Genomic DNA, 25,231 nt, shown 5'->3' with positions numbered 1-25,231 from the left:
CTCCGCCGGGGGCCGCGTCAGGGCCGACCCGCTGACATACGTTCGGTGCGGCGGGGGCCGACGGACCATGGGTACGACGGGCGACGGCTCGGGGCGAACGCTCGTCCCCGCGCCGGGTGACATCGCGCGGAACGCTTTCGGCGGGATCACCGCCGCGATGTTCGAGGCCGTGTTCGACGCCTCGCCCGCCGGCCTCGCCGTGCTCGTCGGCCCGGACCTGATCGTCGACCACGCGAACGCGGCGTGCCGCGCCCTCACGCGCGCGGACGTCGACCCCGTCGGGCAGCCCTTCGAGGACGTGTGGCCGACGGGCGATCCCGCCGTCCTCCCCGCCCTCCGCAACGTGCTCGCCACCGGCGCCGGCCTGTGCGTCGACGACTACGCCGTCCCCGCCGCCGGAGGGGTGCGCCGCTTCTGCGTGCAGGTGCGGCGCATCCCGTGGCGGCGCGGCCTCGCCGTCCTGGTCGCGGTGTGGGAGACCTCCGAGGCGTGGGCGGCGCGGCGTGCGGCCGAGGAGGCCGCGGCCGCCGCGCTCACGCGCGCCGGCGAGCTCGACGCCACGGTGGACGCGATCGCCGACGGGCTCGTCATCTACGGCCGCGACGGCGAGATCCTCCGCATGAACCGCGCCGCGATGCGCCAGCTCGGCTACGACGCCGGCGAGGCGAGCCCGAGCTTCGCCGAGCGCTTCGCCGCGCTGCGCGTGTACGCGCCCGACGGGCGGCTCATGCGCCTCGAGGACACGCCGGTGGTGCGCGCGCTGCAGGGCGAGACGGTCCGCAGCCTCCACGCCCGGGTCGAGTACCAGGGGAGGTCGCTCTGGGTGCTCGCGAGCAGCGCCCCGGTGCGCGGGGCGGACGGCTCGATCGCCGGCGCGGTGCTCACCTTCTCCGACGAGACCGCGCTGCACGCCATGGAGCAGGCCCGCGACGATCTCGTGCGCATGATCTCGCACGACCTGCGGACCCCGCTGAACGCCATCTACAACCAGGCCCACCTGCTCCGCCGGTACCCGAACGACGCCGCGCGGGTGGAGGCGCGCGCGGCCGCGGTCCTGAAGAGCTGCGAGCGGATGAGCGCGATGATCCAGGACCTCGTGGAGGCGACCCTGCTCGAGGACGGGCAGCTCCAGATCTCCCCCGAGCCGGTGGACCTCGCCGCCGCCGTCCCCGAGCTGCTCGAGCGCTTCCACGGGGCGATCGACGTGGACCGCGTGCGGCTCGTCGTGCATCCCGACCTCCCGCGGGCGCTGGCGGACCCGCAGCGGCTCGAGCGCATCGTGGTGAACCTCCTCACGAACGCGCTCAAGTACTCGCCTCCGCAGGGAGAGGTCGTCCTCGAGCTCGCGCCGGCCCCGGAGGGCGTGGCCATCGTGGTGACGGACCGCGGGGTGGGGATCGCGCCCGAGGACGTGCCGCACGTGTTCGATCGCTTCTTCCGCGCCCGGGGGGCGCGCCAGCCGGAGGGGCTCGGCCTGGGCCTCTACATCACGCGCCACCTCGTGCAGGCCCACGGCGGCCGCATCGAGGTCTCGAGCCGGCTCGGCCAGGGGAGCACCTTCCGCGTGGTGCTCCCCTCCGCGGATGGGAACGGCGTGGCCGCTTTGCATTGACCCGCCGCCCCCGCGTAAGCTCGCCGCGCCGCCGACGATCCGGGCGGCGTCTCCACTCCGCATCCCAGGACACGGCTTGATCCGCAGCACCTTCCGGCTCACGCCCGGCGTGGGCCCCTGGCTCGAGGCGAAGCTCTGGGTCGCAGGCGTCCGCAGCTGGGAGGACTTCCCGCCGCCGCCCGCGGTGGCGCTCTCGGCCCGCACCGACGCGCGCCTGCGCGAGGCCATCTCCGCCGCGCGCGCCGCCCTCGCGCGGGGCGACGCCGACGCGCTCGCGGCGATGCTCCCGCGCAACGAGCGCTGGCGGCTCTACGCCGCCTTCGCGCGCGACGCCGCCTTCCTCGACATCGAGACCGACGGCGAGGCCGTCACCGCCATCGGCGTCCTGGATCGCCGCGGCCCGCGCGTCTTCCTCGCCGGCCGCGACCTCCACGACTTCCCCGCCGCGACGAGCGACTGGAAGCTGCTCGTCACCTTCAACGGCCTCTCCTTCGACGTGCCGATCCTGCGCGCCGCCTTTCCGGGGTGGCGGCCGCCCCTCGCGCACGTGGACCTGCGCCACCTGTGGGGGCGCCTCGGCCACCGCGGCGGCCTGAAGCTCCTCGAGAAGGAGACGGGCGTCGGACGCTCCCCGGGCGTCGACGGGGTGGACGGGCGTGACGCCATCCGGCTCTGGCGGCTGCACCTGCGCGGCGACGCCACCGCGCTGCGCACGCTCGTCGAGTACAACCTGCACGACGCGGTGAACCTCCGGACCCTCATGGACATGGGCTACAACCGGATGATCGACCGGCTGCGGCTCCCCGCCTCGCCCGTGCCGGTGTCGGAGCGCGGCGACCACCGCTACGACATGACGAAGCTCCTGCTGGCGCTGTGACGCGGGTGGCGCGCCGGCGTCCGTGCCGGGGCGGGCGTCCCGGCCGAGCGCCGAGCGCCAGCGCCGCTCGCGCCATCGGTTGCTCAGCCGGGTTCATCGAGCGCATCCAGCGCGCGGGGCGTCGCCGCGTGCCGCCGTGCGTCGTCCGTCGATTCCCGCATCGCGTGGGGATCCACCGATGAGGAATTCTCGGCCGGCGAGATGCAGAGGTATCCTCGCGGACGGCACGATCCCGAACGCCCGGGAGCGGCCGGGGAGCCTCGATCGTGAACGCAGGCGCGCATCTCCTCGAAACCTCGTGGTCCGGGTCCTCAGCGGTGGAGGGCGGCGCCTCCGCCGCCGCGACGGGAGCCGGCGCTCATCCGCCACGCCGTCGCCGCCGCGCGACACCCGGCGTGCTCCTCCGGCACGCCTCTCTCGCGCTCGCCCTCCTGCCCGCGCTGCTGGTCGCCTGCGACCCGTACGTGAAGGGGAACGGCATCCTGCGCGAGGAGACGCGCTCGGTCGGCGCGTTCGAGGGCCTCCGCGTCGAGGACGGGATCCACGCCGAGGTCACGGCCGGCGCCGAGAGCCAGCGGGTGGTGGTGAGCGGCGACGAGAACCTCCTGCAGCACGTCCAGACGTCGGTGCGGGCCGACCCCGTCCACGGCCAGGTGCTGGAGGTCCGCTCCTCGCTGTCGTCCTTCGAGTCCACCCACCCGCTGCGGGTGGTGGTCTCCGTGCCGGTCTTTCGCTTCATCGCAGCGACCGACGGCTGCCACGCGGTCGTGGCCGGCGTCGCGACGGACGTCATGGCGGTGGAGGCCGACGACGGCGCAGACCTGGTCCTCTCCGGGGCCGGCGGGGATCAGCTGACGCTTCGGCTCGCCGGCGGGAAAGGCGGCGGAGCGTTCCTCGACGCGCGCGGGTACCCCGCCGGCGTCGCGACGGTCGAGCTCGCCGGCGGCGCGCGCGCCGAGCTGCGCGTGGAGGATCGGGTGGGCGGGATCGTGAGCGGCCCGAGCTCGCTCGAGAACGTCGGCGGCGGCGCCTGCGAGCTGACCGTCACGCCGGACGCCACGGTGACCTGCCCCTAGGGGCGTGAGGCGGCCGACCCGGCGCTTCCCCGCCGGGCGGGCATGCGCCGCGCGCCGCGCGAGCGGCTCCACGGCGGCGCCGGGACGCCCGCCGGGCGCGCTGCGCGCGTTGGCGGTTCCCGAAGCGAGGCTCGCCGTCTAGAATCCGCCGCCTCATGACCGAGAAGATCACGCCGGAAGTGGTGGCCCAGCACGGGCTCACGCAGGCCGAGTACGACGAGGTGAAGCGCCACCTCGGCCGCGAGCCCAACCTGACCGAGCTCGGCGTCTTCTCGGTGATGTGGAGCGAGCACTGCTCGTACAAGTCCTCGCGCGTCCACCTGAAGACCTTCCCCACCTCCGGCCCGCGCGTGCTGCAGGGGCCCGGCGAGAACGCGGGCGTGGTGGACCTCGGCGACGGGCTCGCCGCCGCGTTCAAGATGGAGAGCCACAACCACCCGAGCTACATCGAGCCGTATCAGGGCGCGGCCACCGGCGTGGGCGGCATCCTCCGCGACGTGTTCACGATGGGCGCCCGCCCCATCGCCTCGGCGAACTCGCTGCGCTTCGGGGATCCCAGCCACCCGAAGACCGCCTACCTGCTCGAGGGCGTCGTGGCCGGCATCGGCGGCTACGGCAACTGCATGGGCGTGCCCACGGTGGCGGGGGAGGTGATGTTCCACCCGAGCTACAACGGGAACTGCCTCGTGAACGCCTTCACGCTGGGCATCCTCCCCGCCGACAAGATCTTCCTCGGCACCGCCGCGGGCGTCGGGAACCCGGTCATGTACATCGGCGCGAAGACCGGCCGCGACGGCATCCACGGCGCCACCATGGCCTCCGCCGAGTTCGACGCCTCCACCGAGGAGAAGCGCCCCACCGTGCAGGTGGGCGACCCGTTCATGGAGAAGCTGCTCCTCGAGGCGTGCCTCGAGCTCTTCAAGACGGACGCGGTGGTCGGCATCCAGGACATGGGCGCCGCCGGCTTCACCTCCTCGTCGGTGGAGATGGCCGGCCGCGCCGGGAACGGCCTCGACCTCTTCCTCGACCAGGTCCCGCTGCGCGAGGAGGGCATGACGCCGTACGAGATCCTCCTCTCCGAGTCGCAGGAGCGGATGCTCCTCGTCGCCGCCGAGGGCAAGGAGGACATGGTCCGGAAGATCTGCACCAAGTGGGACCTCGACGTCGCCATCGTCGGGCGCGTCACCGGCACCGGCCGCTGGCGGGCGCACTGGCACGGGAAGGTCGTCGCCGACCTCCCGGTGGATCCGCTCACCGAGGGCGCCCCCAAGTACCAGCGGCCGATGACGCCGCACCCGGCGCTCCCGGCGCTGCACGCCTTCGACCTCTCGACCGTGCCCGAGCCCGCCGACCTGGGGGACACGCTGCTCCGCCTGCTCGCCCGCCCCACCATCGCGTCGAAGGAGTGGGTCTACCAGCAGTACGATCACATGGTCCGGCTGGTCGGCGCGGTGCGCCCCGGCGGCGACGCGGCGGTGGTGCGCATCGCCACCGGCGACGAGCGCCACGCGGGCAAGGGGATCGCCATCTCCGTCGGCGCGAACGGGCGCTACTGCTTCCTCGACCCGCACCTCGGCGCGCAGCACGCGGTGGCGGAGTGCGCGCGCAACATCGCCTGCGTGGGCGGCGAGCCCATCGCCGTCACCGACTGCCTCAACTTCGGCAACCCCGAGAAGCCGGAGATCATGTGGCAGTTCGCGGAGTGCGTGCGCGGCATCGGCGACGCCTGCCGCGCCCTCGGCACGCCGGTCGTGTCGGGCAACGTCTCGCTCTACAACGAGACGGAGGGCCAGGGCATCCTGCCCACGCCGACCATCGGCATGGTGGGCCTGCTCCCCGACGTCGAGAAGACCTGCACGAGCGCGTTCAAGAACGCGGGCGACGTCATCGCCCTCGTCGGCACGCTCCAGGGGGAGGTGGGCGGGTCCGAGTACCTCTCCGCCGAGCACGGGAGGGAGGCGGGCCATCCGCCCGCGCTCGATCTCGCGAAGGAGAAGGCGGTGCAGGAGACGGTGCGCCGCGCCGTGCGCGAGGGGCTGCTCTCCTCGGCGCACGACTGCTCCGACGGCGGGCTCGCCGTGGCGCTGGCGGAGTGCTGCATGATGCACGGCGTGCCGGCCGGCGCGGAGAAGGCGCCGTGGATCGGCGCGGCGGTGCGCGTCCCGTTCCCGGCGCGGAAGGACTTCGTGCTCTTCGGCGAGGACGCGAGCCGCATCCTGGTCTCCATGCCGAAGGAGAGCGCCGCGCGCTTCGTGGCGCTCGCGCAGGAGTGCGGCGCGCCGGTGATCCGGCTCGGCGCGGTGGGCGGGGACACGCTCGAGATCCAGGGCGCGCTCTCGGTGCCCGTCGCCGAGCTCGCCAAGGCCTGGCGGGACGGCGTCCCCGCCGTGCTGCGGCGCGACGTCGGCCACGCCGCCGCCTCGGGCATCGCGCGCGAGCCGCAGGAGCCGCTCCCCTAGCTCCGGCGGGCCCGGGCTGCCCTGGGTCGCGCGTTCGGGTATCCTGCGCCCCTCGTGCGGCTCCGACCCGCGTCGGAGCGCCCCGGATCACAGGCGTACCCGGCCGGCGACCCCGGCGTCCGGGTTGCACTCGCAGCACGACCTCGATCGCACACGGATGAGCACCGCCGACCACCTCTGCATCTTCGAGCGCGCCACCGGCGAGCGCCTCCTCGCGGCCGAGCGCTTCGTGCTGGCGCTGCCGCAGCTCCTCGGCGCCGCGCTCGACGGCTGCGATCTCGGGCTCGACGGCGCCTCGCGCCGGCTCCTCGTCCTGCTCCGCCTCTCCCGCGCCCCGGTCCCGCCGGGCGCGCGCGAGCGGCTCGCCTTCTGGGCGGCGCGGGCGGGCGGGCGGGCCTGCGACATCGGCCAGGTCCCGCCCGCCGACCTCGCCGAGCTGCGCGGCGTGCTGGGCCGCTGCGAGCCGCGGCTCGCCGACGCGGCGGGCGCGGAGCTGTACCTCGCCAGCGCGGCCTTCTTCACCGACGCCGGGGCGCCCGCGCTGCGCCGCCGGAGCCCGGGGGAGCGGCCGCAGCTCGTGCTCGACCTCGCCGGCGCGGCCGCAGCGGGCGCGAGCTACGAGCCCGGGGGCGGCGCGCTGTTCGTCCCCTCGCCCATGGCGCCGCCGGAGGGGGACGAGCTGCGGCTCGTCGTGCGCGTGGCGGGCGCCGCCGGCGTGCTCGAGGGCCGCGCCCAGGTCACGTCGGTGCGCCGTCCGGCCGAGGCCACCCCCGGCGCGCCCGCCGGCTACACGCTCTCGGTGCAGCCCGAGCCGCCCGCGCTCCGCGCCGCCCTCGCCGCGCACGTCCCCGCGCCCGCGCCGCCCGCCTCCGACTTCACCCGCGCCGCCCCGCGCCTCGACCTCCACTCGCCGGCCAAGGTGCTCGGCCGCATCGCGCTCGAGCGCGCGCAGGCGCCGGCCGCGGTGGCGTGCGCGACCATCGCCTACGAGAGCAGCGCCGAGCTCGAGCAGGACTTCGTCGAGAACCTCTCGCAGGGCGGCGCGTTCGTGCGGACCCAGGCGCCGGCGGCGGTGGGGACGCCGGTGGCGCTCGCGCTGCGGCTCCCCGACGGCGGGGATCTCCACACGCGGGCCACCGTGGCCTACGTGAGCGACGAGGGCATGGGGGTCCGCTTCCAGCTCGCGCCGGAGGAGGAGGCGCGGCTCTACGCGGCCATCGTGCAGCTCACCGCCCGCCCGCGCCGCGCGCTCGTGGTGGACGACGACGCGCTCCACCGCCGGATGCTGGGCGACGCCCTGCGCGACCGCGGCTTCGAGGTGGTCACCGCCGCCGACGGCGCGGAGGGGCTGCGCGCGCTCGCCGACGAGCTGCTCACCCTCGACCTCTTGCTCACCGACCTGTGCATGCCCGGGATGGACGGCGAGGCGTTCGTCCGCACCATCCGCCACGCGGGCGGGGAGACCGAGCTCGCGGTGGTGGTGGTGACCGGCCAGTCCGGCCCCGAGCTCGCCCCGAGGCTCCTCGCCGCCGGGGCGGACGAGGTGCTCGAGAAGGCGCTCGGGGCCGAGCGGGTGGCGGAGGCGGCGGACGGGGTGGTGGAGCGGAGGCGCCTCACCCGCACAGGCGCCTCGCCGTGACCGCCCCCGTCGCGACGCCGACGCCGTCCGTCACCGAGACGGAATAGGTCCGGTTCTTCGACGGGGCGCAGGTCAGGTCGGCCGAGAACGAGACCGGGATGCGGCAGGAGCTCGGCAAGCAGACGGTCGTGGACCCGGGGTAGACGGTCAGCTGGACGGGGTCGCCGTCCGGATCCGTCACGAAGCTCGTCACCTCCCCGGAGACCGCCGAGACGTCCAGCTTGCCGCTGATGCATTCCGCGTCGCAGCACTCTGCCGTCTCGACGCAGTCGGCGGCGAGGATGATGGTCGAGAGCGAGAGCACCGGCGGGCGGTTGAGGATCTCGACCCGGCTCACGCTCGCTCCCCCCTCGACCCAGGGATCTCGGACCCGCTGGTGGACGTCGTGCGGGCCGACGAAGTTCTGCGCCGCCGCCGCGAGGGGGGACGAGAGGCTGCACTCGAGGCGCACGCGCCCGGTGGCGTCGAGCGTGAACGTGGCGCAGGCGGCGTCGCTGGTGGGCTCGGCCTGGACCAGCGGGTCGCCGTCCGGGTCGACCCAGGTGCTGAGCGCGGCCGCCGCACGGTAGGCGCCCGCCGAGTAGGTGTGGTGCACGGAGGTGCTGGTCCACTCCCCGACGAGCTCCGGCGGCCGGTTCCCGACGTGCACTGGCCAGGTCTCGCTCGTCTCCGCGCCGTTGACGTCACGGACCGCGAACCTGACCGCCCGCTCGAGCCCCTCGCCGCCGATGAGGTAGAGGGCGTCGCTCGGCTGCGAGTACGGCAGCTCGACGCGGACGGCGACCCGATCTCCGAAGTCCTCGACGTCGAACGTCGCGCCGCCGTCACCGACGTGGTGCCCCGTGACGCTCCGCGCCTCGATGGGATCGCCGTCCGGGTCCGACACCGCCACGGTGATGGCGTCGTCCACCAGGAAACGGGAGGAGGACTGGCTCAGGCTGTGATGGAAGGCCGGCATCCTCTCGGTCACCACGGGGGCGGAGTTGGCCACGCTGACACGCATCTCCGCCGCGCCGACGACGCCCACCCCGTCTCGCGCCTCGACCCGGAAGACCCAGTCGCCGGAGATGGCCGTGCCGTCGGTCTCGATGCGGACGACCGGCGCGGCGACGTCCGGGCCTGGATCGAACGTCACGCGTCGCGCGGCGTCGAGCGGGCGGCCTTCCGGCGGGTGGACGGTCCAGCGGAACGCGCAGCCCTCGACGGCCGAGACCCCCGAGAGGGCGATCGCGTCCCCGAGCGCGGTCACGGCCCGGCACAGGAGCGGGTCGCCCGCGCAGCGGTGGTTCACGCCGACGTCCGCGCCGGCCGTGACGAGCGGAGGGCCGGCGCGCGGCGCCACCTCCACGAGCTGGGTCACGGGCTCGCTGCGCACGGAGAGCTCGTCGACGACGACGAGCGTCACCTCGTAGCGGCCCGGACAGGCGAACCTGACCTGCGTGGTGGCAGTGGTCCCCGCGATGGCGGGCGGGTCGCACGGTGCGTCGACGGACCGCGCCGACCATTCGTAGGAGACCACCGCGTCTCCGGGCGCGTCCGGATCCGTGCTGCGCGAGCCGTCCAGCACGGCGATCGCGTTCGCCTCGACCGTCCCCAGGGCCGCGATCGTCGCGAGCGGCGGGGCGTCCGCGGTGCAGGCTCGCTGCAGGCAGCGCGAGGCCGGGGGGCACGAGGCGGAGGAGTCGCAGGCGATCGGCGCGGGCGCGTCGGTGGAGCAGGCCAGCGCGGCGGCCGCGAGCGAGGCGGTGAGCGCGCCGAGGCGCGCCGGACGGTGAGGCGTGATCATCTTTCCCTCCCGGAAGAACCAGGTCTGGTCACGAATCGTAAAGGTGCGCTGCGAGTCGACTCAACGGCAGACGGCACATGCGACGATCGTTCCACCCGCCGTCACACACATCCGCGCTCGTTCTCCGCGAGGTGTGAGGTCCGCGCGGCGGCCGGTCGGGTCCGCCGCAGGACCGGAGCCACGGCCATGGGCGGACCCGCCCGTCGCGCGGGGCGTGGGAGAAAGAGCGCACGGCGCTTGCAGCCGGTGAGCGGCTGCTCGAAAATCCACCGGCGGTCTCATTCACCGGGAGGCACTGCTCGACATGGCTCTGTCCGGAGCGCTCACGCTGACGCTCGCGCTGCTCGCCGCCGCGGATCAGGAGCGGCTGCTGCTGTGCCGTCCGCAGGTCGCAGGGGATCCCGCGCTCGCGCGCGGGGACGCGGTCGGTGAGGCGGCTCGAAAGGCCGGCGGACGGTTCCTCGACTACGGCGTCACCTGCGAGGACGCCGCCGAGGGCGCCCGCGCCGCCCGCCGAGCGGGCCTGGCCTACGCGGTCGCCGCCGCCGTGGAGGGTCGCGTCGAGGGGAGCCGCTTCGTCCTCGTGCTCGCCGACGCCGCGACGGAGACCGAGCGAACCCGCCGCACGCTCGAGGTGGCACCCGGCGCCGACGCGGTGCGGCCGCTGCGAGGCGCGCTCCGCGAGCTCGTCGCCAGCCTCCCCCCTCCGCCAGGTCCCAGCACGTCCCGGGTCGCGGCCTGGACCGTGACCGGCGCGGGCGCCGTCGCCCTCGCCGCGGGGACCCTCTTCGCGCTCTCCGCTCGTGGAGCCGCCGCCGACGCGCGGGGCGCGCTCGACCCGGCCGCGTACACCCGGTCACGCCAGACCTGGGAAGACCGTCGCCGCTGGAGCGCGCTCTCCTTCGCCGCCGGGGGCGCCGCCGTCGCGGCCGGCCTCACCTGGCGGTTCGCGTTCTGAGAGGACCCCCATGAAGCACGCCGTCATCGTCGCCTCGGTGTTCCTCGCGCTCTCCTGCGACTCGGTCGACGACCGCGGCTCGTGCTGGGCGAGCGCCGACTGTCCCGCAGGCCAGTACTGCGCGCGCACGCCGGACGGGAACGTCTGCTGGAGCGACGCCGAGCCGCCGGTCGTGTCGGGGGTGACGGTCTCGTGCTCCACCACTCCGTGCCGGCGGGACGGCGTGCTGCGCGTCGAGGCCACCGCCTCCGACGGCGAGGAGCTCGCCGGCGTCGAGGCGTTCATCGATCTCGACGGCGGGACGCGCAAGGTCGCCCTGACGCGCTCCGGGGCCGGCTGGGGGGCGGACCTCCCGCTGCGCGATTGGCCTTTCGAGGCGTACTCCCGCCCCGTGATCGTCGGGGTGGTCGCGCGCGACGGTGCTCGCAACGAGAGCACCGCAGCGGCGTCGCCGGTGGAGGTGACGAGGTTGAGGTGGGAGCGGGAGGTCGCACCGTCAATAGCGCTTACGTCGCCTGCTGTCGGCGACGGCGGTGAACTCGTAGTCGGCGCCGCCAACGGAAAGTTACACGTGTTTGATGATGCGGGGATTCCGAGGCGTGCTCCGATCGCCGTGGGGATCGCCTACCACGCCGGTGCACCAGTCATCGGAATCGATGCGATCTGGATCGCGAGTAACGATGGGAATCTCTACGGCGTCGCGCTGGATGCGGGTTCTGTGAAGACGGAGTGCGGCACAGGCGAGAGCATCCAGACGGCTCCGGTTCTAATTGGGGATGGGACCAGGGCCCTCGCCGGATCGGCGGCCGCGGTCGTCGCTGTTGCGAGCACGACCGGCTTGTGCAGCTTGACGGCAACTGCGGGCCCCGTGCGTGCAACGCCGGTAGCTACCTCATCAGGTGAAGTACTCGTGGCGTCCGGCTCAACGATGGAGAGCTTCACCCTGTTGGCGAATGGGGCGCTATCCGCGAACTGGACTGGAGTACCGCCTGCTCCCGCGAGGCCTTCGCTAGGCGGATTGGTCACTGCTCCGCTTGCTGCGGACGAGCACGCAATATGGAGTGTTTCCAGCACGGGAAACGTGCAGGCTACGGAGCTGGACGCCACGTCTACGGGGATGGGGTCGCTCGGAGTCGGGGCAAGCGGCATCGCGGTTCTCAAAGATGGAAACGTGATCTTGTCTCAAGAGAGCGGCACCCTGCGAAGACTCGATCCGCTCCGCTCTCCCGCGTGGAATGAGAGTGCGCAGCTCAGCGGTGTTCCCGCGACTCCGATGGTCGTCTCTGGGCAGGCGACGCAGCTGATCGTCCCCACCTCGACCGGTCGTCTCTACGCCGTTCGCGAGTCCGACGGCGGCATCGCCTGGTCCGTGAAGCTCTCGGCCGCGGGAGCAGCGCTCCAGCCGGCCAACATCTACACGCCACCTGGGCAGCCCGCGGGCGCGGTGACGAGTACGGCCTACGTCTCTGGCGCCGACGGCAAGCTCTACGCCGTGATCGTCGACGGCCAGCTCGACACCGCGGCGCCGTGGCCGAAGGCGTTCCACGATCCCCGCAACACGAACAACGCGGGGACCGCGCCGTGACGGGGCGGCGGCTCCTCGCGGTCGCGGCCGCCCTGCTCGCCCTCCGGGCGACCGCGGCCGAGCGGCTCGGCGTCGTGGCCGTCGCCGATCCGCCGGCGGGTCCGGACGCGGACCTGGCCGAGCTCGGGCACCAGCTCCGCGCCGCCTGCCGGGATCGGATCGGCGGGGTGGAGGACGTCCCCACGATGCGCGCGCGGCTGCTGGGGCAGGCGTCCAACGCGACGCTCTCCGAGCTGGACCGCGCCTACGGCGGGGCGCTGGCCGTGTACCAGAACGGTGAGTTCGAGAGCTCCGTGCGGACGCTGCGCGCGATCGTCGAGGACCTGGAGAGCATCCCGGAGAGCGACGAGGCCTACCGGCAGTGGACGCGGGCGCTGCAGCGGCTCGCGCACGCGGCCGCCACCATCGGGATGGATCGCGACGCGCTCGCCGCCCTCACGAAGCTCGCCCGCACCGAGCCGACGCTCCAGCCGGATCCGGACCAGTACTCGCCGGGCTACCGGAGGCGGTTCGAGGAGGTGAAGGCGAAGGTCCGCGCGCTGCCGAGGCGGCGCCTGACGGTGCTCGCCGAGGGCAAGCCGGGCGTCGTCTACGTCAACGGCCGCAACATGGGGCCGTCGCCGGTGTCGGTCTCGCTGCCCACCGGGACCTACCGGGTGGGCGGCGCGGCGGACGGGCTCCGCGTCCCGAGCTTCACGGTGGATCTCCAGGACGAGGATCGCACGGTGGTGCTGGACTTCGCGCTCGCCGAGTCGCTGCGGGTGAACGCGGGGCCGGGGCTCGCCCTCGCGGCCGCGCACCGGGCCTACGGCATCATCCGCGCGGGCGCCTGGCTCGGGGTGGACAAGCTCGTCGTGGCGACGCGCGTGGAGGAGGGAGGGGCGCAGTTCCTGCTCGGCTCCATCTACGACGTGCGCCGCGGGGCCCTCCTGCGCGAGGGGAGCGTCAGGATGGTGGCGGGCAGCGTGCCCGCCGTGAACCTGGGCGCGCTGGCGTCGTTCCTGCTCACTGGCCAGTCGTCGCGCGACGTGAAGGATCGGACACCGGACGTCCCGCGCACGCCGCCCGCCAGGCTCGTCGCCGCTGCGCCTGAGGCGACGAAGCCGGCCCGCCCCGAGCGGCCACCGCCGGAGCGCAAGGCCGAGGCCGCCTCGCCTGCCGCGACCGCGGCGACCCGCGCGCCGGGCGCGGTCGAGTCGGCTGGCCCCGCGGGCGGCGTGACCCGCCCCGCCTCCAGCGCGTCGCCCGAGCCTTCGGCGCGCCCGTCGCTCGTGTTCGCCCCGCCCCCCGCCTCGTCGAGCGAGCCGCTGGCCGGCCCGTTCGCCGCGAGGCGGCCCGCTCCCGCGTGGATGCGCCCGACCGCGATCGGCTCGGGCGTCGCAGCCGTCGCGCTCGCCGCGCTCGCCGTCCAGCAAGGCATGGCGGCGTCGAGCGCCTCCAGCGAGGCGGACGCGATGCTCGACGGCGAAGTCTTCCGTCCCGGCGCCGATCGGACGCGCTACGCACAGCTCCGCGCCGACGCGGACGGCGCCCGCAGGAACACCTACGTCTCCGCGGGCTTCGCCGCCGCCTTCGCCACGGCCGCCGGCGTGCTCGGCTGGATGTCCTGGGATCGATCCCCGGATCCGGGATCGCTCGTCGCCTTCCGCTTCTGACGCCCGCGTCCCCTCCCGGCGCGCGCCGGACGGCCGCGTCCGCGCTACAACGCAGGCGCGCTCACCCTCACGCCCTCGAGAGGCGCGCCCGGAGGAACCCGCCATGGACCGCTTCACCCAGACCTTCACCGTCCGCTGGGGCGACTGCGACATGAACGGGCACGTGCGGAACACCATGTACAGCGAGTACGCCATCGAGACGCGCATGGCGTACCTGACCGAGCACGGCTTCGGCTACGAGCAGCTCGCCGCGCACATGATCGGCCCGGTGCTGCTCCGCGAGGAGATCGACTACCAGCGCGAGATCCGCGCGGGCGAGACGGTGACGGTCGATCTCGTGGTGCTCGGCCTCTCCCCGGAGGGCGGCAAGTGGAGGTTCCGGCAGGATCTCTTCAGGCCGAACGGCAAGCAGGCCGCGCGCGTCGTCGTGCTGGGCGGCTGGATGGACCTGCGCACCCGCCACCTCGTGCCCGCGCCGGCCGCGCTGGGCGAGGCCATCGGAAACCTGCCCAGGGCACCCGAGTTCCAGGAGCTGCCGCCGCTCGGGTCGTCGCGCAAGTAGCCGGGGGTCAGCGCGCGCTGCCCGCGCGCGCCGCCGGCTCGGCGCGCGCCCCGGCCGGCCTCGCCGCCGCACCGCGCGCGGCCGGCTCCGTCCGCGCGGCCTTCACCGCCGCCGCGAGCCCGTGGCCGAGCCGCGCCGCGAGCTCCGGTCCGTAGTAGGTGCGCACCGCCTCGCCGCGCCGCGCCTCGAGCTGCTCGGGCGTCTCCACGTAGCCCACGTACCCGCCGGCGAGCGAGACGAGCTCCACGCCCGCGCCGGCCTCGGCGCGCCACGCCGCGCCCACCTCCGCCACCGGCTCGCCGGGGACGAGCGCGAGCACCGCCGGCCCGAGCCGGAGCGCCGCGACCCGCGCCTCGGCGGGCAGCGCGCCGCCGGCCAGGTTGTGCGCGGCGGCGCGGAGGAGCGACGGCAGCGCGCCGGGCGCGAGGGCAGGGAGCGCCACCTCCGCGGCGGCGAAGCCGAGGGCGGGGGCGGCGGCGCGCTCGAAGCGGAGCGCGTTCACCTCTCGTGACACGGCCTCGGCGTAGCGCTCCGGCGCGACCGGCCCGCCCTCCGGCAGCGTGACGGACTGATCGCCGAGCGCGCCCTGGAAGAAGAGCCGCACCCCGGCGCGCGCCGCCGGATCGTGGAGGAACCGCCCCGGCCAGTCGCCGGAGATGAGCCGGTTCTTCTTGCCGAGCGTGGTCGGGTGCGCGGCGAGGACCGCCAGCTCCGCGAGCGGCGCGCCTCCCGGCCGCGCGAGCCGCACCGCGAGGAGCCGCCCTTCCTCCGCCCCGCCGCCGCGGTTCCGCACGAGGGGCTCCACCGTGCCCCGCGCGATCCAGAGCTCCGCCGGCCCGACCGCCCCGGCCGCGCGCCGCACGGCGTCGGCGAGGCCCGCCACGATCGCCTCACGCATGCGAGGCTCGAAGGGCGCCGCGCCGATGCGCTCGCCGAGCAGGTTCCGCCAGTAGCCGCCCGGTCCCGCGTGCGTGTGCGTCGCGGCGACGACGAGGCCATCGAGCCCGAGGTCCTCGACGCGGCCGCGGACCGCCTCCTCGAGCTCCGCCGGCACGACGAGCAGCTCCGCCGAGACGAGCGCCACCCGGCACCCGGGCGCGGCGAGGACGAGCGCGCGCGCGCCGACCGGCTCGCGCACGCCCTCGCTCGCCCAGCGCAGCCGAGGGAAGCCGGCGATGGGCGCCTCCGCCGGAAGGGTGAACTCGGCCGCTCCCACGCCCGCAGAGAGAGGGCCCGCCCGACACGCCGCAGCGGCGATCCCCGGCGGCGCTTCGGGCCTTTCAGCACGCCACGGGAGCGAAGCGATCGCGAGCGCGATCGCGGGGATGGCGAGGGCGACGGCGACGCGGCGCAGCAGCCGGCTGGCGGGCAGCTTTTTCAGACGTGCACCGTTATACTCCCGCGCCTCATGGGGTACGACGCCGTCTACGACAAGATGAAGGACGAGTGCGGGGTCTTCGGGATCTGGGCGCTCGGCCAGTCCGAAGAGGCGGCCAACTACGCCTACCTGGGGCTGCACGCCCTCCAGCACCGCGGCCAGGAGTCGGCCGGCATCGTCGCCACCGACGGCGAGACCCTGCACGTCCACCGGGACATGGGGCTCGTCGCGGACATCTTCACCGCCGAGGTCATCCAGCGGCTCAAGGGCGGCGCGGCCATCGGTCACGTCCGCTACTCGACGGCGGGCGGCTCGCACGTGAAGAACGCGCAGCCGCTCGCGGTGCAGTACGCGGGCGGCGCGGTGGCGGTCGCGCACAACGGCAACCTCGTGAACGCCGAGGCGCTGCGCGCCGACCTCGAGCGCGACGGCTCCATCTTCCAGGCCTCGACCGACACCGAGGTGATCGTCCACCTGCTCGCCCGCGCGCGCGCCCCCGGCCCGGCCGGCTCGGTCGAGCAGCTCGTCGGCGCCGTGCGCGAGGCGCTCTGGCGCGTGTCGGGCGCGTACTCGATCCTGTTCCTCACCCCGAAGGCGCTCGTCGCCGCGCGCGATCCGATGGGCTTCCGCCCGCTCGTGCTCGGCAAGCTGAAGGGGAGCTGGGTGGTCGCGAGCGAGACCACCGCCCTCGACCTCATCGAGGCGGAGTACGTCCGGGAGGTCGAGCCGGGCGAGCTGGTCGTCCTGGACGGCGACGGGCTCCGCAGCGAGCGGCTCTTCCCGGCCCAGCCGCCGTCGCGCCTCGGCCGCTGCGTGTTCGAGCACATCTACTTCGCCCGCCCGGACACCGTGCTCTTCGGCAAGTCGGTCTACGAGGTGCGCCACGCCTTCGGCAGGAAGCTCGCCGAGGAGCACCCCGTCCCCGCCGACCTCGTCATCCCGGTCCCGGACTCCGGCGTCCCCGCCGCCATCGGCTACGCCGAGCGCTCGGGGATCCCCTTCGCCATGGGGCTCGTCCGCTCCCACTACGTCGGCCGGACCTTCATCGAGCCGCAGCAGTCGATCCGCCACTTCGGCGTGAAGCTGAAGCTGAACGCGCTGCGCGGCGTGCTCGCCGGCAAGCGCGTGGTGGTGGTGGACGACTCGGTGGTGCGCGGCACGACGAGCCGCAAGATCGTGAAGATGATCCGCGCGGCGGGCGCGAAGGAGGTCCACCTCCGCATCAGCTCGCCGCCCACCGCCTGGCCCTGCTACTACGGCATCGACACGCCCACGCGGCAGGAGCTCATCGCGAGCACGCACTCGGTGGAAGAGATCGCGACCTACGTCACCGCGGACTCGCTCGGCTACCTGTCGCAGCCCGGCCTCTACGCCGCCATCGGCGAGGACCGCTCCACCTTCTGCGACGCCTGCTTCTCCGGCGAGTACCTCGTCGCGTTCCCGAAGCGCACCCCGGCGCCGCCGCTGCGGGTCGTCGGCTCCTGAGCGGACGGCACCGGGCGGCTCGCTTCGCGCGCCGACCGTTTGCCCACCGCTCAATCGGGGCGGCCGCGCAGGTGGGGCCGCCGTGGCGTCGGAGAGCGTGCTTAAGCTCGGACGCGCATGGCGGCGAACCCTCAGCGCTACGTCGTCGCGGACGGGAGGGTCCACGTCTACCGGCTGTTCGACGTGGCCGACGCGATCGATCTGCCCGCCGCCGAGCGCGCCGTCGAGGTGGCGATGGCGGCGCCCAAGTCGCGCGCCCGCCTCACCGGCGCGCCGGCAGCGACCGCGCTGGAGCTGCCGCGCCCGCCCCTGGCGATCACCCTCGGCGGGCGCGAGGTGCCGCTCGGCTCGGGGGCGCGCGCCGCGGAGGCGAGCGCGCACGTCTTCGACTACGGGGTCGTGTCGATCCTCTACAAGCTGCCCATCTCCCCGGGCACCGCGCTCGAGGACCTCGTCCGGCTCGGCGAGGAGCTGTTCGGCGAGTCCACCCCGGAGATCGACGGGGCGGCGCGGCGGGAGGCGGAGGAGCTCTGCCGCGCGCTGGGCGGCGCGCTCGAGCGGCCGCACCGCTGGGACGGCCTGGAGAGCTACCAGATCTTCTTCGTGCGGCGCTTCGCGGAGGGCGCGCTGCGGGCGCAGGACCTCCTCGCCGGCGCCCCCATCCCGGAGCTGCTCCTGGGGGAGACGAGCGCGGTCCGCCTCTCGACCGCCGAGCGCCAGGAGGTCCTCTCCCACCACTACACCTACCTGGAGGACGACCTCGCGGTGGTGCACTGGAACAGCGCCCTCGTGGTCGAGCCTTCGGGGGTGGAGGACATCCCCGACCTGCTGGAGTTCGCGACCGCTCACCTGCTCGAGCTGCGCTACTACGACGCGCTGCTGGACCGCGAGCTGCACCGCATCTACGACGAGATCGAGCGGGGGGGCAGCCCGGTCGTGAACATCTTCACCCGCCGCTACCGGGCCCTCCAGCGGCGCACCGCCGCGCTCCTGCTCGAGCTCTCCGAGATGACCGAAAGGCTCGAAAATGCGGTGAAAATCGTCGGGGACTTCTACCTCGCCCGGCTGTACCAGAGCGCCGTCCGGCGCTTCCGGCTCCCGGCCTGGCAGGAGACGGTGCTGCGCAAGCAGCGGCTCCTCGCCGAGGTGAACGACCTCATCGGCGACGCCGCGGACACGAGCCGGAGCGAGCTCCTCGAGGTCGCCATCATCCTCCTCATCCTGTGGGAGGTGGTGGCCGCCTTCCGCTGACGGTGCGGACGCCTCGGCCGCCCCCCGGGAGCGATCGTCACGATCGGCCCATTTTTCAGGGTGATCGTGATGACGTGAAGTTGACGCCTCGATCGGGAAGCGATATCACGCAAGCCATTCGCCGCCCTGGGCGGGCGGTCGACAGGAGGGCTTTCCACATGACGCAGGCTCAGTTCTTCCAGGCGGTGGCCGAGGGCGCGCAGCTGTCGAAGGCCCAGGTCCGTCAGGTGTTCCAGGCGGTCGAGGATGTCGTGACGAAGAAGCTGAAGGGCGAGGGGAAGATCCCGCTCGGCGGCCTCGGCGCGGTGAAGCTCGTGGACCGCAAGGCCCGCATCGGCCGCAACCCGGCGACGGGCGAGCAGATCAAGATCCCGGCGCGCACCGCGATCAAGATCACGCCCGCCAAGGGCCTGAAGGACATCTTCAACAAGAAGGGCAAGAAGTAGCCTTTCGAGAAGGTCCCGACGCCCGCCCGGCCTCACGGCCTGGCGGGCGTCGCATTTCTGGGCGACGGCCGCTCCGGCGGAGCATGGAGAGGCGGAGCCCCGCAGTGAACGTCGCGGCCCGAGCGGCGCCCGACGCGCGCGGGGTGATGGAGCGAACGATGAGCGTCATCGTCGTCCCCGCCGACACCCCCGCCCTGCGCGCGCAGGCGTTCGCGCTGCGCCACGCGGTGTTCGTCGAGGAGCAGCACGTGCCGGTCGAGCTCGAGCGCGACGAGCACGACGACGGCGCGTTCCACGCGGTCGCCCTCGAGGACGGGCGCTGCGTCGCCACCGGCAGGCTCGTCCGCCAGCCGGGCGGCGTCGGCCGCGTCGGACGGATGGCCGTCGAGCGCGCCGCTCGCCGGCGCGGCATCGGAGAGCAGATCCTCGCCGCGCTCGAGGCGCGGGCGATCGCCGACGGGCTCGCGGAGATCGAGCTGCACGCCCAGTGCTACGTGGAGGCGTTCTACGCGCGCGCGGGCTACCGGCGCGCCGGCGAGCCGTTCGAGGAGGCCGGCATCGCCCACGTGGTGATGCGCAAGCCGCTCGCGAGGTAGCGCACCGCTCCCCCCGAGCCTGTCGAAGGGAGGGCGGTGCCGCCGGCCGACCGTCAGCGGATCCGAAGCAGCGTGCTGACCGTCGCGATGATGTCCGCGAACTGCACCGGCTTCTGGAGGTACACGTCGATGCCCAGCTCGGCCGCGCGATCGCGGGCGTCCGGCCCGCCGGCGCTGATGATCACGATGGGGGTCCCGGCGAGCGCCGGATCCGCCCGCATGCGCTCGACCAGCGCGAACCCGTCCATCACCGGCATGTAGAGGTCGGCCATCACGAGGTCGATGGGCGGCGGCTCGACGAGCCGGGCGAGCGCCTCGTGGCCGTTCGGCGCGTACTCCACGGCCACGTCCACGCCGTTCTCGCCCTCGGAGCGCAGCTTGCGCAGGGCGTACTGGTACATCTCCACCACCCGCGCGTTGTCCTCGACCACGAGCACGCGGTAGGTGCGCTTGGCCCGGCCGAGGCCGGTGCGCGCGGTCTCGGCGATGCGGGCGAGCTTGTGCCGGTCGTCCACCCGGTCGACCGGGACCTTGACCGCCACGCCGCGCGCCTGGTCCTGGCCGGCGGGTCGGCGCCGCACCACCTCCACCTCGACCTCCACCGGCTCGAGCAGCCCGGGGAAGCTGACCTGCAAGGGGACGCGGTCGCCCTCGCGCAGATCGCGATCCGTGCGGATGAACAGGCCGCCCGCCGAGACGTTCTCCGTCACGTCGCGGACCGCTTGCTGCATGCCGGGATAGTCGACGCGCAGGACGAGCGGGACGCGCGGATCGCGACGTTTTTCTCGACCGATTTCCATCCGGAGTGGTCGAGTATACAGCGGCGGATCTCCTTGACAATCTTACATGTGCTCACTTAGCCTCGGCGCGCTTTCGCCCCTGCCTTCTCGGACTTCTATGACGAATCCACCGCTCGTCGGGACGGCCGAAGAACTGCCGCGTGAAAAGGTCGAGCACTTCGACCGTGACCTCGCGGAAGTCCTTCGTCGCTACCCGCCCGATCGCAAGGCCGCGGCGATGCTGCCGGCCCTCCGAATCGGCCAGGAAATCTTCGGCTACCTCACCCCCGCCGTGCAGCGGCTCGCCGCCGACCGGCTCGGGACCTCTCCCGCCCGCGCGGAGGAGGTGGCCACGTTCTACGTGATGTTCAACACCAGGCCGATCGGCCGGCATCTCGTCGAGGTCTGCACCAACGTCTCGTGCTGCCTCACCGGCGGCGACCGGCTGTTCGAGTACCTCAAGCACAAGTACGGGGTGACGAACGGCGGGACGTCGCAGGACGGGCGCGTCACGCTGCGCGAGGTGGAGTGCCTCGGAGCCTGCGGCACCGCTCCGGCGATGCTGGTGGACGAGGAGATGTACGAGCGCCTCGACCCGAAGAAGGTCGAGGAGATCCTGGGGAGGCTCGAGTGAGCGAGACGCTCATCCTGACCCGACGCTGGGGGAAGCCCGACTCCGCCGCGCTCCGGACGTACCGGGCCGACGGCGGCTACGCCGCGCTCGACAAGGCGCTCGGCATGGAGCCGGCCGCCATCGTCGACGAGGTGAAGAGGTCGAACCTGCGCGGCCGCGGCGGCGCCGGCTTCGCCACCGGGCTCAAGTGGACCTTCCTCCCCAAGGACATCCGGCCCCGTTACCTCACGGTGAACGCGGACGAGTCCGAGCCGGGCACGTTCAAGGACCGCTACATCATCGAGCACGATCCCCACATGCTGATCGAGGGGATCGCCATCACCTGCTACGCCCTCGACATCCACCTCGCCTACGTCTACATCCGCGGCGAGTTCGCGCGGCAGGCGCGCATCCTCGAGGCGGCCATCGAGGAGGCGCGCGCGGCCGGGATCCTCGGGCAGCGGCTGCTCGGCAAGAAGGACTTCGACCTCGACGTCTTCGTGCACCGCGGCGCGGGCGCGTACATCTGCGGCGAGGAGTCGGCGCTGCTCGAGTCGCTCGAGGGCAAGAAGGGCTACCCCCGCCTGAAGCCGCCGTTCCCGGCGGTGGTCGGCCTGTGGGGCAAGCCCACCATCATCAACAACGTCGAGACCATCGCGAACGTCCCCTGGATCGTCGCGAACGGCGGCGACGCCTTCGCCGGGCTGGGCGTGGGCAAGTCGGGCGGCACGCGCCTGTTCGGCGTCTCCGGCCACGTGAACCGGCCGGGCGTGTTCGAGAAGCCGGTCGACTACAACCTGAAGAAGCTCATCATGGAGGACTGCGGCGGGATCCCCGGCGGCCGGAAGGTGAAGGCCGTCATCCCGGGCGGCTCCTCCTCGCCGGTGCTGCGCGGCGACGAGATCGACATCTCGCTCGAGTTCGACGCGGTGAAGGCGGCCGGCTCGATGTCCGGCTCCGGCGGCGTGATCGTCTTCGACGACTCGACCTGCATGGTCCGCGCGCTCGCCCGCATCTCCAAGTTCTACGCAGAGGAGAGCTGCGGGCAGTGCACCCCCTGCCGCGAGGGCACCTCGTGGATGGAGGGGATCGTCGAGAAGATCGAGCACGGCCACGGCACCGCGGCGGACGTCGCGAAGCTCGAGCAGATCGCCGGGAACATCGGCGGGCAGACCATCTGCGCGCTCGGCGACGCGGCCTCCATGCCGGTGCAGTCCTTCGTGAAGAAGTTCCGGGACGAGTTCCTCCGCCACGTCGAGGAGCGGCGCTGTCCGTTCGGCGACCACGGCTGGGGCCTCGACCAGTCCTCCCGCCCGGCCCTGGTCGGCGGGGTGAGGTACTAGGCGATGGAGACCACGGCAGAGCTCGTCATCTTCTGGATCTTCGCGATCCCCCTCCTGCTCACCGCCATGGGCGTGGTCGTCGCGCGGAACCCGGTCTACGCCGCGATGAACCTCGTCGCCGCGTTCTTCTTCATGGCCGGGATCTACGTCCTCCTCGCGGCCCACCTCATCGCGCTCATGCAGATCCTGGTGTACGCGGGCGCGGTGATGGTGCTGTTCCTGTTCGTCATCATGCTGCTCTCGACGGGCGAGGAGCACCGCGAGCGCGAGCGCCGCAGGGTGATGCAGTACGTGGGCGCCATCGGCGCGGTGTCGCTCTTCGCGGTGCTCGTCGCCGCCATCGCCCGCGTGCCCGACAGCGCCATGGGCGCGCTCGCGCAGCCGGACCGCTTCGGCACCGTGAAGGCGGTCGGGCAGGTGCTCTACACCGAGTACCTCCTGCCCTTCGAGGTGACGAGCCTCCTGCTCCTCGTCGCCATCGTGGGCGCGGTGGTCGTCGCGAAGGAGAAGATCTGAGCCATGGTCCCCGTCACCTGGTATCTGTGGCTCGCCGCGATGCTCTTCACCATCGGGCTCTCCGGCGTCCTCCTCAAGCGCAACGCCCTCATCGTCATGATGAGCGTCGAGCTGATGCTCAACGCGGCGAACCTCACGTTCCTCGCGTTCGCCCGGCAGACGGGTGACGTGGGCGGCCACGCGATCGCCTTCTTCGTCATCGCGGTCGCGGCGGCCGAGGCGGCGGTCGGGCTCGCGGTGGTCATCGCCATCTACCGCACGCGCGGCACGGTGAACATCGACGAGGTCCGCGCGCTGCACGAGTGACGCGGCGGCGCGACCTCGACGGACCGGCTCGGGGTGAGCGCCCTTCGCCGGGCGCCGAGGGCGAGCGGGCCGTCGACAAGCTCAGGGCACGGCGGCACGCGCCGGGGTAAGCTCGCGGCATGATCGCTCGCTGCGCGCGCTGCCAGGGCACCTTCCAGACCGACACCTTCGGGCGCCAGAGGTGCCCGCACTGCGGCGCGGAGCTGCTCCTCACCGATCCCAACGCGCCGCTGCCGCCCGCGGGCGCGCCGCCTCCCCCGCCTGAGCCCGCGGCTCCCGCCGAGGCGGCGCCGGAGGCCGCTCCCCCGCCGCCGCCCGGCGAGCTGCCCCGGGCCGAGGCCCCGGCGCCCGAGCCCGCGTGGATGCGCGGCTCGAAGCAGCCGTCCTGGGGCGCGCCGCCTGCGCCTCCGGAGCACGCCGCCCCGCGTGGCCCGGAGCTGCCGCCTCCGCCCGGGCCGCCCCCCGGCGGCTACGGACCTGGGGGCGGCTGGGGTGGCCCGCCGGGAGGAGGGTGGGGACCTCCCCCCGGAGGCGGCTGGGGTGGTCCCGGGGGCCCCGGCGGTCCGCGGGGCCCGCAGGGTCCCGAGCAGCCCGCCCCGTTCGCCGAGCGGCGCCAGCGCGGCCTCGTCTCCTCGTTCTTCGAGACCTGGAAGCTCGTGGCCCTGCACCCCGGCGCCTTCTTCCGGCGCGTGCGCGTGGACCAGCCCGGCGCCGCCGTGCTCTTCGCGGTGATCGCCTACACCATTGGTAACATCTTCCAGGGGTTCTACAGCCTCGCGACCGGGAGCCGCGTCGCGGAGATGCTCGAGGCCGTCGCGGAGGGCATGCCCGAGGAGCAGGCGCGCTACGTGCGCATGTACGTGGAGAGCCTGTCCGGCTCCTCGACGGTCGCGCAGATCGTGCTCGCGCCGCTCGCCGCGATCATCGGCGTCTACCTGTGGTCGGCCATCGTCCACGGCATCCTGCTCCTCGTCCGCGGGGCGCCGCGCGGGTTCAACGCCACGCTGACCGCGGTGGCGTACGCGTTCGGCCTGAACCTGCTGCTCGTGGTGCCCGGCTGCGGCGGGCTGCTCGCGCTCGGGTGGGCGGCGGTGGCCATGATCGTCGGGCTCGGGGAGACGCAGCGCTGCGGCCCCGGGAAGTCCACCTTCGCGGTGCTGTCCCCGCTCCTGCTGATCGTGATCTGCTCCTGCTGCGCCGCGGCCGGGCTCGGGTTCGGCGGGGTGCTGCAGGGCGGCACGCACTCGGTGAGCCTGTGATCACGAGCGCGGTACGGTGGCGGCGGACCTCGCGCTTCGGGCACGCCGAGGTGTTCGCGATCATGGGCGCGCTGTCGTTCCTCGCGGCGCGGTTCCTCCCGCTGCTCTCGCTCCCGTTCGTCTGTCCGATGCGCGGGCTGGCCGGCATCCCCTGCGCCACGTGCGGCATGACCCACGCGTTCGTCCACCTCGCCCACGGCGAGGTCGCCTCCGCGGTCGCCGCGAGCCCGCTCGGCGCGGCGCTCGCCGCCGCGGCCTGGCTCTTCGCCGCGCTCGACCTCGCGCGCGCCGCGCTCGGCGCGCCCTTGCCCGTTCCCTCCGAGCGGGCGGCGCGCTGCGCGGTCGCGCTCGGGCTGGTGGCACTCCTCGGCAACTGGGCGTTCCTCGTCCTGCGGGAGCTCCGCTCGTGAGCGACACGGTGCTCGGTCTCGTCCTCGTCGCCGCGGGCTACCTCGCGGGCTCGATCCCCTTCGGCGTCGTGCTCGGGCGGTTCGTGCTCGGGGTGGACGTGCGCCAGGTCGGCTCGGGGAACATCGGGGCGACCAACGTCGCGCGGGCCGGCGGCAAGAAGCTCGGGATCGCCGTGCTGCTCCTCGACGCCGCGAAGGCGATCGTCCCGATCCTCGTCGCCCGCTGGCTCCTCGCCGGCACGCCGCGGGCCGAGCTCTTCACCGTGCTCGTCGCGCTCGCCGCCTTCGTCGGGCACCTCTACCCGGTGTGGCTCGGGTTCAGGGGAGGCAAAGGGGTCGCCACGGGCCTCGGCATCTTCCTCGTGCTCTCGCCCTGGGCCGCCCTCGCCGGCGCCGTCACCTACGGCGTCGCCTACGGCGCGACGCGCATCTCCTCGGTGGGCTCCCTCTCCGGCACCGCGGTGTGCGTGCTCGGGACGTTCGTGGCCCACGGCTGGACGAGCCCGGTGAGCTGGGCCGGCCTCGCGCTCGCCGCGCTCATCGTGGTGCGCCACCGCGAGAACATCCGGCGGCTGGTGCGCGGCGAGGAGAAGCGGATGCGGGTGTGAGGCGGCTCTCGGGCCCCCGGAGAGGCGCCGGC

At 73.8% G+C, this 25,231-nt stretch carries 23 protein-coding genes; 20 read left to right on the top strand and 3 right to left on the bottom strand.

Annotated features, from left to right (window positions below; translation table 11 throughout):
- Window positions 1–67: 67 nt before the first annotated feature.
- The 5 genes from ANAE109_RS23845 to ANAE109_RS22385 all read left to right on the top strand — a co-directional run bounded on the left by ANAE109_RS23845 (window position 68) and on the right by ANAE109_RS22385 (window position 7,663).
- The gene (locus tag ANAE109_RS23845) at window positions 68–1,612 is read left to right on the top strand and encodes an ATP-binding protein (RefSeq protein ID WP_012099188.1); all 1,545 of its coding nucleotides are present in this window, start codon (window positions 68–70) and stop codon (window positions 1,610–1,612) included.
- Between the two features lie 76 nt (window positions 1,613–1,688).
- A complete protein-coding gene (locus ANAE109_RS22400) occupies window positions 1,689–2,489 on the top strand; it encodes a ribonuclease H-like domain-containing protein (RefSeq protein ID WP_041448632.1) in 801 nt (266 codons plus the stop codon).
- Window positions 2,490–2,884: 395 nt separating this feature from the next.
- Window positions 2,885–3,565, top strand: a complete 681-nt coding sequence (locus tag ANAE109_RS22395) for a GIN domain-containing protein (protein ID WP_041448631.1) — start codon at window positions 2,885–2,887, stop codon at window positions 3,563–3,565.
- 155 nt (window positions 3,566–3,720) lie between these two features.
- On the top strand, window positions 3,721–6,024 hold the full coding sequence (gene purL / locus ANAE109_RS22390) for a phosphoribosylformylglycinamidine synthase subunit PurL (protein ID WP_012099185.1): 2,304 nt from the start codon (window positions 3,721–3,723) through the stop codon (window positions 6,022–6,024).
- A gap of 157 nt (window positions 6,025–6,181) precedes the next feature.
- Complete coding sequence (locus tag ANAE109_RS22385; RefSeq protein ID WP_012099184.1) at window positions 6,182–7,663, top strand: response regulator; 1,482 nt, start codon at window positions 6,182–6,184, stop codon at window positions 7,661–7,663.
- Here the strand turns inward: ANAE109_RS22385 and ANAE109_RS22380 are convergent.
- Entirely contained in the window at window positions 7,638–9,449 is a 1,812-nt protein-coding gene (locus ANAE109_RS22380; protein WP_012099183.1) for a hypothetical protein, read from the bottom strand. The two genes, ANAE109_RS22385 and ANAE109_RS22380, sit on opposite strands and share 26 nt — an antisense overlap.
- 304 nt (window positions 9,450–9,753) lie before the next feature.
- Here ANAE109_RS22380 and ANAE109_RS22375 point away from each other — a divergent pair, with 304 nt between their 5' ends.
- The 4 genes from ANAE109_RS22375 (at window position 9,754) to ANAE109_RS22360 (ending at window position 14,209) form a co-directional block, all read left to right on the top strand.
- The gene (locus ANAE109_RS22375) at window positions 9,754–10,407 is read left to right on the top strand and encodes a hypothetical protein (protein ID WP_012099182.1); all 654 of its coding nucleotides are present in this window, start codon (window positions 9,754–9,756) and stop codon (window positions 10,405–10,407) included.
- A gap of 10 nt (window positions 10,408–10,417) precedes the next feature.
- Window positions 10,418–11,992, top strand: a complete 1,575-nt coding sequence (locus ANAE109_RS22370) for a PQQ-binding-like beta-propeller repeat protein (RefSeq protein WP_012099181.1) — start codon at window positions 10,418–10,420, stop codon at window positions 11,990–11,992.
- Entirely contained in the window at window positions 11,989–13,647 is a 1,659-nt protein-coding gene (locus ANAE109_RS22365; RefSeq protein ID WP_012099180.1) for a PEGA domain-containing protein, read from the top strand. The genes ANAE109_RS22370 and ANAE109_RS22365 overlap by 4 nt, the downstream gene beginning before the upstream one ends.
- A 103-nt stretch (window positions 13,648–13,750) precedes the next feature.
- The gene (locus tag ANAE109_RS22360; protein ID WP_012099179.1) at window positions 13,751–14,209 is read left to right on the top strand and encodes a thioesterase family protein; all 459 of its coding nucleotides are present in this window, start codon (window positions 13,751–13,753) and stop codon (window positions 14,207–14,209) included.
- A gap of 7 nt (window positions 14,210–14,216) precedes the next feature.
- Here ANAE109_RS22360 and ANAE109_RS22355 read toward each other — a convergent pair whose 3' ends face one another.
- Window positions 14,217–15,425, bottom strand: coding sequence for a neutral/alkaline non-lysosomal ceramidase N-terminal domain-containing protein (locus tag ANAE109_RS22355; protein ID WP_012099178.1), 1,209 nt, complete (start codon window positions 15,423–15,425; stop codon window positions 14,217–14,219).
- A gap of 192 nt (window positions 15,426–15,617) precedes the next feature.
- Here ANAE109_RS22355 and purF point away from each other — a divergent pair, with 192 nt between their 5' ends.
- The 4 genes from purF to ANAE109_RS22335 all read left to right on the top strand — a co-directional run bounded on the left by purF (window position 15,618) and on the right by ANAE109_RS22335 (window position 19,365).
- Window positions 15,618–17,072 (top strand): amidophosphoribosyltransferase, encoded by a 1,455-nt coding sequence (purF, locus tag ANAE109_RS22350; RefSeq protein ID WP_012099177.1) that lies wholly within the window; start codon window positions 15,618–15,620, stop codon window positions 17,070–17,072.
- Between the two features lie 117 nt (window positions 17,073–17,189).
- Window positions 17,190–18,323 (top strand): hypothetical protein, encoded by a 1,134-nt coding sequence (locus ANAE109_RS22345; RefSeq protein ID WP_012099176.1) that lies wholly within the window; start codon window positions 17,190–17,192, stop codon window positions 18,321–18,323.
- Between the two features lie 158 nt (window positions 18,324–18,481).
- On the top strand, window positions 18,482–18,769 hold the full coding sequence (locus ANAE109_RS22340; protein ID WP_041448630.1) for an HU family DNA-binding protein: 288 nt from the start codon (window positions 18,482–18,484) through the stop codon (window positions 18,767–18,769).
- 158 nt (window positions 18,770–18,927) lie between these two features.
- Window positions 18,928–19,365: a GNAT family N-acetyltransferase gene (locus ANAE109_RS22335; RefSeq protein ID WP_012099174.1), complete on the top strand. Its 438-nt coding sequence runs from the start codon at window positions 18,928–18,930 to the stop codon at window positions 19,363–19,365.
- 53 nt (window positions 19,366–19,418) lie between these two features.
- Here ANAE109_RS22335 and ANAE109_RS22330 read toward each other — a convergent pair whose 3' ends face one another.
- On the bottom strand, window positions 19,419–20,165 hold the full coding sequence (locus ANAE109_RS22330; RefSeq protein WP_012099173.1) for a TIGR02266 family protein: 747 nt from the start codon (window positions 20,163–20,165) through the stop codon (window positions 19,419–19,421).
- Between the two features lie 97 nt (window positions 20,166–20,262).
- Between ANAE109_RS22330 and ANAE109_RS22325 the strand changes: the two genes are divergently transcribed.
- The 7 genes from ANAE109_RS22325 to plsY all read left to right on the top strand — a co-directional run bounded on the left by ANAE109_RS22325 (window position 20,263) and on the right by plsY (window position 25,199).
- On the top strand, window positions 20,263–20,778 hold the full coding sequence (locus tag ANAE109_RS22325) for an NAD(P)H-dependent oxidoreductase subunit E (protein ID WP_041448629.1): 516 nt from the start codon (window positions 20,263–20,265) through the stop codon (window positions 20,776–20,778).
- A complete protein-coding gene (nuoF, locus tag ANAE109_RS22320; RefSeq protein ID WP_012099171.1) occupies window positions 20,775–22,100 on the top strand; it encodes an NADH-quinone oxidoreductase subunit NuoF in 1,326 nt (441 codons plus the stop codon). Before ANAE109_RS22325 ends, nuoF begins: the two co-directional genes overlap by 4 nt.
- A 3-nt stretch (window positions 22,101–22,103) precedes the next feature.
- Window positions 22,104–22,616 (top strand): NADH-quinone oxidoreductase subunit J, encoded by a 513-nt coding sequence (locus ANAE109_RS22315; protein ID WP_012099170.1) that lies wholly within the window; start codon window positions 22,104–22,106, stop codon window positions 22,614–22,616.
- A 3-nt stretch (window positions 22,617–22,619) separates the two neighbouring features.
- Window positions 22,620–22,922, top strand: coding sequence for an NADH-quinone oxidoreductase subunit NuoK (gene nuoK, locus ANAE109_RS22310; RefSeq protein ID WP_012099169.1), 303 nt, complete (start codon window positions 22,620–22,622; stop codon window positions 22,920–22,922).
- A gap of 119 nt (window positions 22,923–23,041) precedes the next feature.
- A complete protein-coding gene (locus ANAE109_RS22305) occupies window positions 23,042–24,181 on the top strand; it encodes a YIP1 family protein (protein ID WP_012099168.1) in 1,140 nt (379 codons plus the stop codon).
- Window positions 24,178–24,591 (top strand): DUF2752 domain-containing protein, encoded by a 414-nt coding sequence (locus ANAE109_RS22300; protein ID WP_012099167.1) that lies wholly within the window; start codon window positions 24,178–24,180, stop codon window positions 24,589–24,591. The genes ANAE109_RS22305 and ANAE109_RS22300 overlap by 4 nt, the downstream gene beginning before the upstream one ends.
- Complete coding sequence (plsY, locus tag ANAE109_RS22295) at window positions 24,588–25,199, top strand: glycerol-3-phosphate 1-O-acyltransferase PlsY (RefSeq protein WP_012099166.1); 612 nt, start codon at window positions 24,588–24,590, stop codon at window positions 25,197–25,199. Before ANAE109_RS22300 ends, plsY begins: the two co-directional genes overlap by 4 nt.
- The last annotated feature ends 32 nt before the right edge of the window (window positions 25,200–25,231 follow it).

Origin of the sequence: Anaeromyxobacter sp. Fw109-5, assembly GCF_000017505.1 — a bacterium.
Classification (GTDB): domain Bacteria; phylum Myxococcota; class Myxococcia; order Myxococcales; family Anaeromyxobacteraceae; genus Anaeromyxobacter.
The sequence above is the reverse complement of the archived record's forward strand: the minus strand, read 5'-3'. Positions and strand labels throughout refer to the sequence as shown.

Excerpts from the sequence above, each read along its gene's own strand:
- ANAE109_RS23845 (WP_012099188.1), top strand. The coding sequence starts at position 68 with ATGGGTACGACGGGCGACGGCTCGGGGCGAACGCTCGTCCCCGCGCCG.
- purL (WP_012099185.1), top strand. The coding sequence starts at position 3,721 with ATGACCGAGAAGATCACGCCGGAAGTGGTGGCCCAGCACGGGCTCACG.
- ANAE109_RS22385 (WP_012099184.1), top strand. The coding sequence starts at position 6,182 with ATGAGCACCGCCGACCACCTCTGCATCTTCGAGCGCGCCACCGGCGAG.
- ANAE109_RS22380 (WP_012099183.1), bottom strand. The coding sequence starts at position 9,449 with ATGATCACGCCTCACCGTCCGGCGCGCCTCGGCGCGCTCACCGCCTCG.
- ANAE109_RS22375 (WP_012099182.1), top strand. The coding sequence starts at position 9,754 with ATGGCTCTGTCCGGAGCGCTCACGCTGACGCTCGCGCTGCTCGCCGCC.
- ANAE109_RS22370 (WP_012099181.1), top strand. The coding sequence starts at position 10,418 with ATGAAGCACGCCGTCATCGTCGCCTCGGTGTTCCTCGCGCTCTCCTGC.
- ANAE109_RS22360 (WP_012099179.1), top strand. The coding sequence starts at position 13,751 with ATGGACCGCTTCACCCAGACCTTCACCGTCCGCTGGGGCGACTGCGAC.
- purF (WP_012099177.1), top strand. The coding sequence starts at position 15,618 with ATGGGGTACGACGCCGTCTACGACAAGATGAAGGACGAGTGCGGGGTC.
- ANAE109_RS22345 (WP_012099176.1), top strand. The coding sequence starts at position 17,190 with ATGGCGGCGAACCCTCAGCGCTACGTCGTCGCGGACGGGAGGGTCCAC.
- ANAE109_RS22340 (WP_041448630.1), top strand. The coding sequence starts at position 18,482 with ATGACGCAGGCTCAGTTCTTCCAGGCGGTGGCCGAGGGCGCGCAGCTG.
- ANAE109_RS22335 (WP_012099174.1), top strand. The coding sequence starts at position 18,928 with ATGAGCGTCATCGTCGTCCCCGCCGACACCCCCGCCCTGCGCGCGCAG.
- ANAE109_RS22330 (WP_012099173.1), bottom strand. The coding sequence starts at position 20,165 with ATGGAAATCGGTCGAGAAAAACGTCGCGATCCGCGCGTCCCGCTCGTC.
- ANAE109_RS22325 (WP_041448629.1), top strand. The coding sequence starts at position 20,263 with ATGACGAATCCACCGCTCGTCGGGACGGCCGAAGAACTGCCGCGTGAA.
- ANAE109_RS22315 (WP_012099170.1), top strand. The coding sequence starts at position 22,104 with ATGGAGACCACGGCAGAGCTCGTCATCTTCTGGATCTTCGCGATCCCC.
- nuoK (WP_012099169.1), top strand. The coding sequence starts at position 22,620 with ATGGTCCCCGTCACCTGGTATCTGTGGCTCGCCGCGATGCTCTTCACC.
- ANAE109_RS22305 (WP_012099168.1), top strand. The coding sequence starts at position 23,042 with ATGATCGCTCGCTGCGCGCGCTGCCAGGGCACCTTCCAGACCGACACC.